General features: G+C 25.4%; 18 protein-coding genes, 1 tRNA gene and 1 pseudogene. 11 read left to right on the top strand and 9 right to left on the bottom strand.

Annotated features, from left to right (window positions below):
• Positions 1 to 116: 116 nt before the first annotated feature.
• Positions 117 to 1355, top strand: a complete 1239-nt coding sequence (locus tag AACL02_RS06045; protein WP_339043637.1) for an IS256 family transposase — start codon at positions 117 to 119, stop codon at positions 1353 to 1355.
• Here AACL02_RS06045 and AACL02_RS06040 read toward each other — a convergent pair.
• Positions 1352 to 1765 (bottom strand): IS1595 family transposase, encoded by a 414-nt coding sequence (locus tag AACL02_RS06040; RefSeq protein WP_339043407.1) that lies wholly within the window; start codon positions 1763 to 1765, stop codon positions 1352 to 1354. The genes AACL02_RS06045 and AACL02_RS06040 overlap by 4 nt on opposite strands.
• Before the next feature lie 193 nt (positions 1766 to 1958).
• Here AACL02_RS06040 and AACL02_RS06035 point away from each other — a divergent pair, with 193 nt between their 5' ends.
• Positions 1959 to 2207 carry a transposase gene (locus tag AACL02_RS06035; protein WP_339043175.1) on the top strand — a complete coding sequence of 83 codons (249 nt, stop codon included), beginning with the start codon at positions 1959 to 1961 and terminating at the stop codon, positions 2205 to 2207.
• A 37-nt stretch (positions 2208 to 2244) separates the two neighbouring features.
• A protein-coding gene (locus AACL02_RS06030; RefSeq protein WP_339040217.1) for an IS3 family transposase occupies positions 2245 to 3365 on the top strand; the annotation gives its coding sequence in 2 pieces (ribosomal slippage) (positions 2245 to 2488 and positions 2488 to 3365; 1122 coding nt in all).
• Between the two features lie 2 nt (positions 3366 to 3367).
• Here the strand turns inward: AACL02_RS06030 and AACL02_RS06025 are convergent.
• The gene (locus tag AACL02_RS06025) at positions 3368 to 3550 is read right to left on the bottom strand and encodes a hypothetical protein (RefSeq protein ID WP_339043405.1); all 183 of its coding nucleotides are present in this window, start codon (positions 3548 to 3550) and stop codon (positions 3368 to 3370) included.
• On the opposite strand from AACL02_RS06025, the gene AACL02_RS06020 reads away from it, so the two are divergent.
• The 3 genes from AACL02_RS06020 to AACL02_RS06010 all read left to right on the top strand — a co-directional run bounded on the left by AACL02_RS06020 (position 3496) and on the right by AACL02_RS06010 (position 4642).
• Positions 3496 to 3657, top strand: a complete 162-nt coding sequence (locus tag AACL02_RS06020) for a hypothetical protein (RefSeq protein WP_339043403.1) — start codon at positions 3496 to 3498, stop codon at positions 3655 to 3657. The two genes, AACL02_RS06025 and AACL02_RS06020, sit on opposite strands and share 55 nt — an antisense overlap.
• A 134-nt stretch (positions 3658 to 3791) precedes the next feature.
• Positions 3792 to 4070 (top strand): transposase, encoded by a 279-nt coding sequence (locus tag AACL02_RS06015; protein ID WP_339043401.1) that lies wholly within the window; start codon positions 3792 to 3794, stop codon positions 4068 to 4070.
• A gap of 41 nt (positions 4071 to 4111) precedes the next feature.
• Positions 4112 to 4642 carry an IS3 family transposase gene (locus AACL02_RS06010; RefSeq protein ID WP_339043399.1) on the top strand — a complete coding sequence of 177 codons (531 nt, stop codon included), beginning with the start codon at positions 4112 to 4114 and terminating at the stop codon, positions 4640 to 4642.
• Between the two features lie 53 nt (positions 4643 to 4695).
• Here AACL02_RS06010 and AACL02_RS06005 read toward each other — a convergent pair whose 3' ends face one another.
• Positions 4696 to 5517, bottom strand: a complete 822-nt coding sequence (locus tag AACL02_RS06005; RefSeq protein WP_339043397.1) for an IS1595 family transposase — start codon at positions 5515 to 5517, stop codon at positions 4696 to 4698.
• 36 nt (positions 5518 to 5553) lie between these two features.
• On the opposite strand from AACL02_RS06005, the pseudogene AACL02_RS06000 reads away from it, so the two are divergent.
• Positions 5554 to 5856, top strand: a pseudogene (locus tag AACL02_RS06000) (IS3 family transposase); the annotation flags it as partial.
• A gap of 111 nt (positions 5857 to 5967) precedes the next feature.
• The gene (locus AACL02_RS05995) at positions 5968 to 7206 is read left to right on the top strand and encodes an IS256 family transposase (protein WP_339043635.1); all 1239 of its coding nucleotides are present in this window, start codon (positions 5968 to 5970) and stop codon (positions 7204 to 7206) included.
• Between the two features lie 64 nt (positions 7207 to 7270).
• On the opposite strand, the gene AACL02_RS05990 is transcribed toward AACL02_RS05995, so the two are convergent.
• Complete coding sequence (locus AACL02_RS05990; RefSeq protein ID WP_339043395.1) at positions 7271 to 7519, bottom strand: hypothetical protein; 249 nt, start codon at positions 7517 to 7519, stop codon at positions 7271 to 7273.
• 916 nt (positions 7520 to 8435) lie between these two features.
• Between AACL02_RS05990 and AACL02_RS05985 the strand changes: the two genes are divergently transcribed.
• Positions 8436 to 8663, top strand: a complete 228-nt coding sequence (locus tag AACL02_RS05985; protein ID WP_174481002.1) for a hypothetical protein — start codon at positions 8436 to 8438, stop codon at positions 8661 to 8663.
• Complete coding sequence (locus AACL02_RS05980) at positions 8663 to 8860, top strand: hypothetical protein (RefSeq protein WP_281749520.1); 198 nt, start codon at positions 8663 to 8665, stop codon at positions 8858 to 8860. Before AACL02_RS05985 ends, AACL02_RS05980 begins: the two co-directional genes overlap by 1 nt.
• 53 nt (positions 8861 to 8913) lie before the next feature.
• Here AACL02_RS05980 and AACL02_RS05975 read toward each other — a convergent pair.
• The 5 genes from AACL02_RS05975 to AACL02_RS05955 form a co-directional block, all read right to left on the bottom strand.
• A tRNA-Gly gene (locus AACL02_RS05975) sits at positions 8914 to 8987 on the bottom strand.
• A 79-nt stretch (positions 8988 to 9066) separates the two neighbouring features.
• Positions 9067 to 9525 (bottom strand): hypothetical protein, encoded by a 459-nt coding sequence (locus AACL02_RS05970; protein ID WP_339043393.1) that lies wholly within the window; start codon positions 9523 to 9525, stop codon positions 9067 to 9069.
• Positions 9526 to 9572: 47 nt separating this feature from the next.
• On the bottom strand, positions 9573 to 9701 hold the full coding sequence (locus tag AACL02_RS05965; protein WP_281749467.1) for a hypothetical protein: 129 nt from the start codon (positions 9699 to 9701) through the stop codon (positions 9573 to 9575).
• Between the two features lie 5 nt (positions 9702 to 9706).
• The gene (locus AACL02_RS05960) at positions 9707 to 11251 is read right to left on the bottom strand and encodes a sodium-dependent transporter (protein ID WP_339043390.1); all 1545 of its coding nucleotides are present in this window, start codon (positions 11249 to 11251) and stop codon (positions 9707 to 9709) included.
• 371 nt (positions 11252 to 11622) lie between these two features.
• A complete protein-coding gene (locus AACL02_RS05955) occupies positions 11623 to 12438 on the bottom strand; it encodes an IS1595 family transposase (RefSeq protein WP_339043633.1) in 816 nt (271 codons plus the stop codon).
• Between the two features lie 247 nt (positions 12439 to 12685).
• On the opposite strand from AACL02_RS05955, the gene AACL02_RS05950 reads away from it, so the two are divergent.
• Complete coding sequence (locus tag AACL02_RS05950; RefSeq protein ID WP_339043388.1) at positions 12686 to 13714, top strand: hypothetical protein; 1029 nt, start codon at positions 12686 to 12688, stop codon at positions 13712 to 13714.
• The last annotated feature ends 46 nt before the right edge of the window (positions 13715 to 13760 follow it).

The following is a 13760-nucleotide window of genomic DNA, read 5'->3' as shown; positions in this document are numbered from 1 at the left end:
TATTTACACCAATTTTTGAAACGGAAATGTTTAGTAATCTGTGTAACTTACAAAAATAACTATGTTTAATTAATTCTAGTAAATATAATTAAATGACTAGAAAGAGTGAGTTACAGATGGCTAAAAAAGATAACTTTAATAATAATGATCCAATATCAAAAGCAGTAGATTTATTACTAGAAAATACTGAAGATTTAACAACAGTTTTTAAACCTGGCGGTTTATATAAAGAATTAACAAAAAGATTAGTTGAAAAAATGTTGAATTCTGAAATGCAAAATTATTTAGGATATGAAAAAAATCAACATACTACTACTGAAAATGCTCGTAATGGTACAAGTTCAAAAAAATTAATAACTCAACAAGGTAAAATTGAAATTGATGTACCAAGAGATCGCAATAGTAATTTTAATCCTGTAATAGTTCCTAAAAGGCAAAGAAGATTTGATGGTTTTGATCAACAAGTTCTTTCCTTGTATGCAAAAGGAATGACATTATCTGACATTAGAATGCAGTTGCAAGAGTTATATCATGGTGCTGATATTAGTGAAAGTGTTATTAGTCAAATTACTGATGATGTTATTGATGATGTTAAAGCATGACAAAATCGACCATTAGAAAGTATTTATCCTATTGTTTATTTTGATTGTATAGTAGTTAAAGTACGACAAGATAAACGGATTATTAACAAATCAGTTTATATAGCATTAGGAGTTGATTTAGAAGGCAAAAAAGATGTTTTAGGATTATGAATTAGTGAAAATGAAGGTTCTAAGTTTTGATTATCTAATTTCACAGAAATGAAAAATCGTGGCTTAAATGATATTCTTATTGCTTGTAGTGATAATTTAACAGGCATGTCAGAAGCAATACAATCAGTTTATCCTAAAACAGAACATCAATTATGCATTGTTCATCAAATTAGAAATAGTTTAAAATATGTTTCATACAAACATCGAAAAGGTCTATTTGCAGATTTAAAACCAATTTATAGTGCATGTAGTGAAGAACAAGCAATGCAAGCTTTAGAATCGTTTGAAAGTAAATGAAATAAACAATATCCTCAAATTACTAAATCTTGATATAAAAATTGAGATAATTTAATGGTTTTTATTAGTTATCCAGTAGAAATCAAAAGAGTGATTTATACTACAAATGCTATTGAATCTGTTAATAGTCAATTACGAAAAATCATCAGAAATAAAAAAGTTTTTCCTAATGATATGGCAGTTTTCAAAATATTTTACTTGGCAATTGAAAATATAACAAAAAAATGAACATTGCCTATTCAAAATTGAAATACAGCAATTGCTCATTTTATGATAAAATTTGAAGACAGAATTAATCTAAATTAGTAACTTTGTAAAACAAAGATACACAGATTATTAAAAAGCCTCTTTGAAACATAGCCATCTTGATGGTTAACTGTTTCATGCTTAGTGAAAACTGATTTAAAATCGCAATATCCTTTTCAATAATCAGTATATACAAGACATTTTGAAGAAATGTGGTTTTTTGCAAACTGCAAAAGATTTTTACTCTTTGCGTTTTTCAATACTTTCACAATTAAATTATTGGTTGTTTTTTGATAAATGCCAACAATCAAGGTTTTATTCACCAAGGATCTTCCTTGTTTTTTAAAACCCATATGTGAAAGATACATTTCATCAATTTGCACTGTACCTTCAACAATAAATTGAGGTTTTTGTTTTGCAATACGTGTTCTGATTTTATGAGTCATTCTTCAAGCAGTTTTCAAAGTCACTCCCAATTCTTTTGCAATATCTGTTGATGGAATTCCATGTTTGGTGTTTATTCATCTAAAGATAAGATAAAACCAAGATGTTAAAGATGTTTGTGACCTTGAAAATATGGTGCCTGTGAGAATGCTATGGATGGGTTACACTTTATTGGACACTAATTACGTAGACAAGTGAACAAAGAAAGGAACTATAATTATGGCCAATATTAACTCATATACCGATGAATTTAAAAAACAAATAGTAGCTTTATATCAAAGTGGCAAATCAGTATCTTGCCTTGCTAAAGAATATAATGTTACAAGAGCAGCTACTTACAATTGAATTAAGCAATTTACTAATTCAGGTAGTTTTAAAACTAAAGATAATCGTTCTTTTGAAGAAAATGAATTAATTAAATTAAGAAAAGAATTAAAACTGGATGGGTTACACTTTATTGGACACTAATTACGTAGACAAGTGAACAAAGAAAGGAACTATAATTATGGCCAATATTAACTCATATACCGATGAATTTAAAAAACAAATAGTAGCTTTATATCAAAGTGGCAAATCAGTATCTTGCCTTGCTAAAGAATATAATGTTACAAGAGCAGCTACTTACAATTGAATTAAGCAATTTACTAATTCAGGTAGTTTTAAAACTAAAGATAATCGTTCTGTTGAAGAAAATGAATTAATTAAATTAAGAAAAGAATTAAAACAATTAAGAATGGAAAATGATATTTTAAAGCAAGCAGCACTAATAATAGGCAGAAAATAGAAATTATTGTCAAAAATAAAGTTAAATATAAAATTCGCACAATGTGTCATTTTTTAAAAATCTCTAAATCAACATATTATTTTAATTTAAAGAAAAAAGAAAATAAAATCAAAAATAATATTTATGATGAAGCTGTTATTAGTGCTTTTAAAGAAAATAAAGAAGTTTATGGTACTAGAAGATTAAAAGTCATTCTAGAAAACCAAGAAATTTATTTATCAAGACGAAAAATTAAAGAAATTATGAATAAACATAATTTAATATCAAAATACACTAAATTATCATACAAAAATCATAATAACAAAGTTAACGATAGTCCAATAAACAATCTTGTTGATAGAAACTTTAATAATAGAGTTAAAAATGAAGTTATTGTTAGTGATTTAACTTATGTTCAAGTAAATGGTAAGTGAAACTATATTTGTTTATTAATTGACCTATTTAACCGCGAAATAATTGGACATAGTGTAGGTACTAAAAAAGATGCATCATTAGTATATCAAGCATTTATGCACTCAAATCGCTGTTTAAAAGATATTCAAATATTTCATAGTGATCGCGGTAATGAATTTAATAATAAAATTATTGATAAACTTTTACTAGCATTCAATATTAATCGCTCTTTAAGCAAAAAAGGTTGTCCTTATGATAACGCTGTTGCTGAAGCAACCTTTAAAACTTTCAAAACCGAATTTATTAATGATAAAAATTTTACATCATTAATCCAATTAAAATTAGAATTATTTGATTACATCAATTGATATAACAACATAAGAATTCACAGCACTTTAAACTACTTAACTCCAGTTAATTATCAAAAACAAATGTCTACCAAAAAATAGTCCTAAAAAAGGTTGCCATTCCAGCTAAATGTTTGATTACATTTTAAACATCTCATTCTTTTTAAATCAGAAGTATTCAAATTAAAATTAAAACACCTAATACATTTGTTTTCTTTCAAATTTGCTATATATGCAAGACATTGCTGTTCAGTTTGAAAAGCATTGTTGAATTCATTCAGTTTCATTATTCCCTCCACAAGTACATGTGGGGAGAAGTCCGATAAAAATTTCAATTTCAATCTTTAATAATTTTATTTTATTTTTATATTGATTGTGAATTGGTTTTATTTAGAATTGTTATTGGTTGTTTGTCGTTTTTAATAGAATTTATTGCTTTGGATGGGTTACACTTTATTGGACTGGATGGGTTACACTTTATTGGACACTAATTACGTAGACAAGTGAACAAAGAAAGGAACTATAATTATGGACAATATTAACTCATATACCGATGAATTTAAAAAACAAATAGTAGCTTTATATCAAAGTGGCAAATCAGTATCTTGCCTTGTTAAAGAATATAATGTTACAAGAGCAGCTACTTACAATTGAATTAAGCAATTTACTAATTCAGGTAGTTTTAAAACTAAAGATAATCGTTCTGTTGAAGAAAATGAAATAATTAAATTAAGAAAAGAATTAAAACAATTAAGAATGGAAAATGATATTTTAAAGCAAGCAGCACTAATAATAGGCAGAAAGTAGAGATTATTGCAAATAATAAATCTAAATATAAAATTCGCACAATGTGTCATTTTTTAAAACTCTCTAAATCAACATATTATTTTAATTTAAAGAAAAAAAATAAAATTCAAAATAATATTTATGAACAAGCTGTTATTAGTGCTTTTAAAAAAAATAAAGAAGTTTATGGTACTAGAAGATTAAAAGTCATTCTAGAAAACCAAGAAATTTATTTATCAAGACGAAAAATTAAAGAAATTATGAATAAACATAATTTAATATCAAAATACACTAAATTATCATTCAAAAATTATCATAATAAAGTCAATAATAGTCAAATAACCAATCTTGTTAATAGAAACTTTAATAATAGAGTTAAAAATGAAGTTATTGTTAGTGATTTAACTTATGTTCAAGTAAATGGTAAGTGAAACTATATTTGTTTATTAATTGACCTATTTAACCGCGAAATAATTGGACATAGTGTAGGTACTAAAAAAGATGCATCATTAGTATATCAAGCATTTATGCACTCAAATCGCTGTTTAAAAGATATTCAAATATGGCTTTTCTCCCTTTATGTACTATTTTAATTTTATCACATAAATGCTGAGAAAAGCCTATCTACGGACTTCTCCCCACATTTTTAAATCAAACATAGAATTACAGTTTCAAAACTAGGTATCTTGTTGAATTTATATGCAGCTTCTTTAGCATATAAATGAACATGATGTTTTGCAACTTTGATATGTGTTTTAAATGTTCTTCTTATATGTTTTCAAACTGATTCAATTTGGTTGGTATTTACACCAATTTTTGAAACATAGCCATCTTGATGGTTAACTGTTTCATGCTTAGTGAAAACTGATTTAAAATCGCAATATCCTTTTCAAGAATCAGTATATACAAGACATTTTGAAGAAATGTGGTTTTTTGCAAACTGCAAAAGATTTTTACTCTTTGCGTTTTTCAATACTTTCACAATTAAATTATTGGTTGTTTTTTGATAAATGCCAACAATCAAGGTTTTATTCACCAAGGATCTTCCTTGTTTTTTAAAACCCATATGTGAAAGATACATTTCATCAATTTGCACTGTACCTTCAACAATAAATTGAGGTTTTTGTTTTGCAATACGTGTTCTGATTTTATGAGTCATTCTTCAAGCAGTTTTCAAAGTCACTCCCAATTCTTTTGCAATATATGTTGATGGAATTCCATGTTTGGTGTTTATTCATCTAAAGATAAGATAAAACCAAGATGTTAAAGATGTTTGTGACCTTGAAAATATGGTGCCTGTGAGAATGCTAAATGTTTGATTACATTTTAAACATCTCATTCTTTTTAAATCAGAAGTATTCAAATTAAAACTAAAACACCTAATACATTTGTTTTCTTTCAAATTTGCTATATATGCAAGACATTGCTGTTCAGTTTGAAAAGCATTGTTGAATTCATTCAGTTTCATTATTCCCTCCACAAGTACATGTGGGGAGAAGTCCGTCAAATATTTCATAGTGATCGCGGTAATGAATTTAATAATAAAATTATTGATAAACTTTTACTAGCATTCAATATTAATCGCTCTTTAAGCAAAAAAGGTTGTCCTTATGATAACGCTGTTGCTGAAGCAACCTTTAAAACTTTCAAAACCGAATTTATTAATGATAAAAATTTTACATCATTAATCCAATTAAAATTATAATTATTTGATTACATCAATTGATATAACAACATAAGAATTCACGGCACTTTAAACTACTTAACTCCAGTTAATTATCAAAAACAAATGTCTACCAAAAAATAGTCCTAAAAAGGGTTGCCGGAAATGTTTAGTAATCTGTGTAACTTACAAAAATAACTATGTTTAATTAATTCTAGTAAATATAATTAAATGACTAGAAAGAGTGAGTTACAGATGGCTAAAAAAGATAACTTTAATAATAATGATCCAATATCAAAAGCAGTAGATTTATTACTAGAAAATACTGAAGATTTAACAACAGTTTTTAAACCTGGCGGTTTATATAAAGAATTAACAAAAAGATTAGTTGAAAAAATGTTGAATTCTGAAATGCAAAATTATTTAGGATATGAAAAAAATCAACATAGTACTACTGAAAATGCTCGTAATGGTACAAGTTCAAAAAAATTAATAACTCAACAAGGTAAAATTGAAATTGATGTACCAAGAGATCGCAATAGTAATTTTACTCCTGTAATAGTTCCTAAAAGGCAAAGAAGATTTGATGGTTTTGATCAACAAGTTCTTTCCTTGTATGCAAAAGGAATGACATTATCTGACATTAGAATGCAGTTGCAAGAGTTATATCATGGTGCTGATATTAGTGAAAGTGTTATTAGTCAAATTACTGATGATGTTATTGATGATGTTAAAGCATGACAAAATCGACCATTAGAAAGTATTTATCCTATTGTTTATTTTGATTGTATAGTAGTTAAAGTACGACAAGATAAACGGATTATTAACAAATCAGTTTATATAGCATTAGGAGTTGATTTAGAAGGCAAAAAAGATGTTTTAGGATTATGAATTAGTGAAAATGAAGGTTCTAAGTTTTGATTATCTAATTTCACAGAAATGAAAAATCGTGGCTTAAATGATATTCTTATTGCTTGTAGTGATAATTTAACAGGCATGTCAGAAGCAATACAATCAGTTTATCCTAAAACAGAACATCAATTATGCATTGTTCATCAAATTAGAAATAGTTTAAAATATGTTTCATACAAACATCGAAAAGGTCTAGTTGCATATTTAAAACCAATTTATAGTGCATGTAGTGAAGAACAAGCAATGCAAGCTTTAGAATCGTTTGAAAGTAAATGAAATAAACAATATCCTCAAATTACTAAATCTTGATATAAAAATTGAGATAATTTAATGGTTTTTATTAGTTATCCAGTAGAAATCAAAAGAGTGATTTATACTACAAATGCTATTGAATCTGTTAATAGTCAATTACCAAAAATCATCAGAAATAAAAAAGTTTTTCCTAATGATATGGCAGTTTTCAAAATATTTTACTTGGCAATTGAAAATATAACAAAAAAATGAACATTGCCTATTCAAAATTGAAATACAGCAATTGCTCATTTTATGATAAAATTTGAAGATAGAATTAATCTAAACTAGTACTTTATAAAACAAAGATACACAGATTATTAAAAAGCCTCGGGTTGCCATTCCACTTTAATGTTTATTTTTTATTTGGTTCTGAAGTTTTAATTACTTTATATAATGGTACTTGTTTGTTATCTTTATTAAGATACTGATCACTAGTAATAGTACCAACAAGCTTTTCATTATTATTTAGTAATATTTCAGCAAGAGATGTTGTTATTGGTAATTGTGGTTTAATTTTTCTTGAATTTGTTGTTGTTTTTTCTTTAAAAACTTGTTTTTCTTTTTCTGTTATAAGATTTTCTGTTTTTTTACTATATAGCACTTCTAAATATCTCCTTTTTTAAATTAAAAACCTATTTACTTTAAAATAAAAGTAAATAGGTAAAAACTTATATTAATTTTAGAAAAATTATATCATAGTATCTATATTTAATATAGATATTTTTCATTTATTCTTGTATTAGATAACTATTGTTTAATTAGAAATAGTTATTTCCTTAGAAGTTTTATAATTTAATTATTTATAAAAAATACATGTATAGGAAATTAAATATTAATACTTATATAAGTGTTAATTATAATTTTAATCAAAAGTATTATTTTTTATGTTATTATATATTCATAATTTAATAACTGTTCAGTCCTAATATAGATATATTTCTATGTTAGGATTTTTATTAAATTAAAGTTTTAAAGAAAAGGAAAAAAAAGATTAAAAGAAATTCCTAAAGATAAAACTAAAACAAATTAATTAAAGTAGCAGTAAGCAATAGAACAGTTCTTGCTTATGCTTGAGACGCCAGATTAGTCAATAAGAAACATTGTGAGGTTGAGTTACAAATTATGAAACAAATGATTATTTTTGTTTCTATTGTTACACCTGACTATGTAGAGATGAAAAACTTAGTTAAAAAATGACAAAAACAAGTGAGTGATTTAATAAATAAAACTGAATTTCCAATCAGTGAATATAAAAAATTTTGTTTTAAAAACAATTTCAGGACAATTATAAATAAAGATTGCATTTGCAATCTTTATTTATCTCTTTATATTAATTTTAAGTTATTAATTTTTTTTATTGATTTTACTTGGAATTTCTTGTAAATGAGTTACAATTGTATTAAAGTTTTAAAGGAACTTTGGAACAAAATATTTTGGTTTTTTTATAGACCTCGTTTAAATTTTTGTATTTAAATTAGGTTTTTTGTTTTATTATATCGTTTAAAGGAGTGAGAAATATGAAATCACAATTTTATAGAGATGGAATAATTTATTATGCAATGAATTTAGAAAAGTGAGCAAATGTTGAAAATAAAACTTATTTTATAAAATATCATGATGTGATTTTAAAATTAACTGATATCATTAATTGTTATGATTTAAAAAATATTTCTGAAGTAAAAGTTTATAAGTTCTTAGCAGATGCTTTTAATAGTCGAATTTTAAAAGAAGTAGGGGATAACTAATGAAAATTAATTTAGAAGAATGCACAAATAATAAAATAAAATATTTAGAATCATTACCAGAAAGAACTAATGGAATGTCTTTAGTTATGTATCCAGTAAATTCATGAGCAGAAATAGTTAATAAATGTGCTTGCAGTAATTCTAGTGATGAAGAAACAGCAGTAGTACTACAAACTAAAAAAGGTCCTAAAATATAAACCATTATAAAATAATAAAAGCCGTAATTAATACGCCTTTTTTTATTTTATAATGGAGCGGGTGATGGGAATCGAACCCACGTCTTCAGCTTGGAAGGCTGTAATAATACCATTATACGACACCCGCAGTTATGTTAACCACCATGTATTTATATCATATTACTAAAATTAAAGTCAACTACTTTTGATAAACAAGTTAAAAAAAATTATTTTTTAATCTTTTTTTCAATATGTTTATTTTTTTTCTTTTTAAATAAAAGAAGTTTTTCTTTAAAGAAAAAAGAAAAAAATACAAAAATAATTGAAGCTATAGCAAAAAAATGAGCAATTAATCATATAATTCAGAATTTATTAATATTTAAACTGAAAAGAAAAGTTGAACACAATATTGTGATAATTAGTGACAATGTTAAAAATAATAATAAAATTTCTTTTTTATTAGTAACTCATATTGGCATAATAAAAATAAATAGAATTATACTAGTAATTGGTCAAATCATAATTTGAATTGAATTATTCATAATTTTGGCAACAAATGAGTTTTGAGATTTAGGAAAAAAATTATTAGTCATAAACATTAGTCAAACTAAAAATAAAAATAAAGAAGCAATTGTTAAAGTTATTTTGCTAATTAATAAAATTTGTTTTAATTTATTTTTTTCCATTTCACTCACCATTTAATAATAAGTATACTAAAATATTTTAAAAAATATTATTCTTTGTTATTTTCTTTTCTTTTTTGTTTTTTATGACTTTTAAAATCCATTATGACAAAGAAAATAAAAAGACCAATAATACTTACTAAAGAAATTACCATTAAAATAATTGCTCCAACATCCATGTTTTTTAACCTCTTTCAGTTTTTGTTTTTATTTTAAATAATTTATTAAAACCATTATGAATATTTTTATGATAAGTTAAGATAAAAGTTAAAAGTAAAACTAATCCAACACCAAGTGTTAGACCAACTGTACCATAGACAAAATTAGCATTGATAATATTAATAATAAAATCATAGATACCAGTAGCAATATTAATTAAAATTAAAATTGGTGCGATAATTAAAATTACTATTTTATATCCTTTTGTTCATTTCATTCATGAATTTTCATTATTATATAATTTTAATGTATCATATAATTTTCAGCCATATGGACTAATACCAATTAATAAAATAAACCCAATTATTAGTAATCAAATTTGTGCTACTCAGATTGCTAGCCCATTAAACAGCGCTGGTGAATTACTAAAGGTAAATAATACTGATACTGCCATTGCTCCTAATAATGATATTGCTAATGCTTGTTTGCGCTTTAAATGAATTTCATATTCTAGACCATTTACCATTGATTCAACTTGACCAATTAGTGAGGACATACCCGCAAAGAAAAGTGTAACAAAAAATAATATTGCTAAAATATTTCCTAAAATAGGAACTTGATTATTAATAATAGCAAATAATTTTGGTATTACTTGGAAAATCAAAGCAGGACCTGCTTGAAATACATCTTTAATATCAGTTTTACCTTGATTTTGAGCAATTGCACCTATTGAATTAAAAACAATAATTGTTGTTAATATACCAATAACGCTAGTACCAAAGGCTACTACAAAAGCTTGATTAGTACTATCTTGTTTTTCGGGAGCATGAGCTGCATAAATATAAATGGTTCCTGTACATGTTGATAACATAAAGAATGATTGACCAAAAGCATCTTTTCATAATCCAGGATTTAATAATTCTTTAGCATCTAAATCAAACATTACATTTAATCCAAGTTTAGCACCCGATAATGTACTAGTATAAATTGCTAAAATAATAATCATTAAAAATAAAAATGGAATCATAATTTTATTGGCTTTTTCAATTCCTTTTTCAACACCACCTAATAGAATGATACCCAAAATAATTCATACACCAATTGTTGCAAGTAAAATCATTCAATTTAAGTTACCTAGGCTATTTAAATTGCTAATATCTTGATCATTTGTTTTTTGTAAAATATTATGATAAAAATAAGAACCTTTATTTAAATTAGAAGTAAAACTAATAATAATATTAATTAAAGTTCATCCTACTAAAACACTATAATAAGTACTTAGTAAAATAACGGTTGTTGAATGCAATCAAGAGAAAAAAGCACCTTTTTTACCTCCAACCTCACTAAAAAATTCAATATGATTTTTGCGATATTTATTACCAATTGTCATTTCAATAAATAAAACTGGTATTGCACAAATTACCATACATATTAAAAAAGGGATTAGAAAAGCACCATGATGGTTATACATTTGAGTTGTAAATCCTCAAATACCACCTAATCCTACTGCCGAACCCATTACTGAAAGTAAGAATCCTAATTTTGAGATATTTAAGCGTTGTTTTTTCATATTAATAAATGACCTCCTTTATAACAGTTAATTATACAAAAAAAATATTTTATTAAAAGCAATTTCAGTAAATAAAATTTTGCGATGTTATTTATTAATAATGTGTATTGAAAAATATATAGAAAATCAAAATTTTATTTTATTAAATAAAATGATATTATTAAAAATAAATAATAAGACAAAAACAAGGGTTTTGAGTAAATTTTAAAAAAGATTAATAAAAAATAAAACTTTTCCTTATATAAGGAAATAATAAAAATTTATTTTTTAGTGTTATTAATTTAATTATGGCTTTTCTCCCTTTATGTACTATTTTAATTTTATCACATAAATGCTGAGAAAAGCCTATCTACGGACTTCTCCCCACATTTTTAAATCAAACATAGAATTACAGTTTCAAAACTAGGTATCTTGTTGAATTTATATGCAGCTTCTTTAGCATATAAATGAACATGATGTTTTGCAACTTTGATATGTGTTTTAAATGTTCTTCTTATATGTTTTCAAACTGATTCAATTTGGTTGGTATTTACACCAATTTTTGAAACATAGCCATCTTGATGGTTAACTGTTTCATGCTTAGTGAAAACTGATTTAAAATCGCAATATCCTTTTCAAGAATCATTATATACAAGACATTTTGAAGAAATGTGGTTTTTTGCAAACTGCAAAATATTTTTACTCTTTGCGTTTTTCAATACTTTCACAATTAAATTATTGGTTGTTTTTTGATAAATGCCAACAATCAAGGTTTTATTCACCAAGGATCTTCCTTGTTTTTTAAAACCCATATGTGAAAGATACATTTCATCAATTTGCACTGTACCTTCAACAATAAATTGAGGTTTTTGTTTTGCAATACGTGTTCTGATTTTATGAGTCATTCTTCAAGCAGTTTTCAAAGTCACTCCCAATTCTTTTGCAATATATGTTGATGGAATTCCATGTTTGGTGTTTATTCATCTAAAGATAAGATAAAACCAAGATGTTAAAGATGTTTGTGACCTTGAAAATATGGTGCCTGTGAGAATGCTAAATGTTTGATTACATTTTAAACATCTCATTCTTTTTAAATCAGAAGTATTCAAATTAAAATTAAAACACCTAATACATTTGTTTTCTTTCAAATTTGCTATATATGCAAGACATTGCTGTTCAGTTTGAAAAGCATTGTTGAATTCATTCAGTTTCATTATTCCCTCCACAAGTACATGTGGGGAGAAGTCCGTTAATTATTTAAGTTTTTAAAATTATTTTTCATAATTTTAATATTAATGATTATATTACTTTCATTTATTTAATATAGGGTTATAATACAAGAAGTAATAAATAAAGACTAGAGTTTAGCTCATATTTAAGGATTGTAATTCTTAATATGGGTGTTTTTATATTAATTTTATTACTTTAAATTATTTTTTAGAAAGGATGAAAAATATGGATTCATCACCAGCAAGAAGTTATTCTTCTACAGAACAATTATTACCAAATGATTTAATATCAACTAATAATAGAAATAGGGTAGCACCTACTATAAGAGATGTATTACTTACTATTGGTAATTCAATGGTAACTGGGGGTAACTATTTATTATATCAAGATGGAGTATTATCACTAGTACCAGCATTATGTTTTATGGTGGAAGGCGCAGTTAATTCAAAAATTTCGTTAACTAATTTAATATTAAGATATCGAAATATTAATAATGTAAGGATTAATAATTTATTAACAGGAGTAAGTTTTGCAACAGCACCATTATTACCACTAGCAGTAGCTTGACTTAACTGACCAACACCCAATCCAGATACATTACCTGTTACATATGCTTTTATTACAGCAGCAGCAGCTTCAAGTTTAAATCACATAGTGACAATCAGTAAAAAAATATCAGAATGTTGTGCACCTAATAATGAAGAAAATGTAATAAATCAACAACGTAATATATGACAAAAAATAGGTAATACAGCAGCAAGTTTATTAGCACCAATAACTATTGCTAGTGCAATTACTGGTGTTAGTCTTTTTGCATATCATGAATTAAGTAATCCAAATAATAATGATGATGATCAACCATTTTATAAAAAAAGATCAATTGCTTTTTGAGAAACAATAGCTGGTCTTGCAACAGTTGGTACTGGTTTATTAATAAATACTGGAATGGAATTATATGAAAATTGATGTGCGGATGTTAATAATTTTGATGAAGAAGATACTTATGAAAATGTTTCTAGCAGTACATCTTCGCCATCATCATCAAGTTCTGAAGATAGTGATGATAATACTTCATTATTAAATAAATCTTTTAATCCAGAAAAAATTAATAATGGAGAGGAAACACAATCAGTCATGTCAACTTCTCATGTTGTTGAAATACCTGATCCTAAACCACTTAATATAGCAACATTAAATTCTGAAGAACGTTTGCCTATTAAACAACGATCTTCAGAACGTCGATTATCAGTTTAATAATATTTAATGTTATAAAAATAAAAAGGTATTCTTAAAAGAATAC

Origin of the sequence: Spiroplasma endosymbiont of Apeira syringaria (genome assembly GCF_964020205.1) — a bacterium.
Classification (GTDB): Bacteria; Bacillota_I; Bacilli_A; order Mycoplasmatales; family VBWQ01; genus Spiroplasma_E; species Spiroplasma_E ixodetis_A.
The sequence above is the reverse complement of the archived record's forward strand: the minus strand, read 5'-3'. Positions and strand labels throughout refer to the sequence as shown.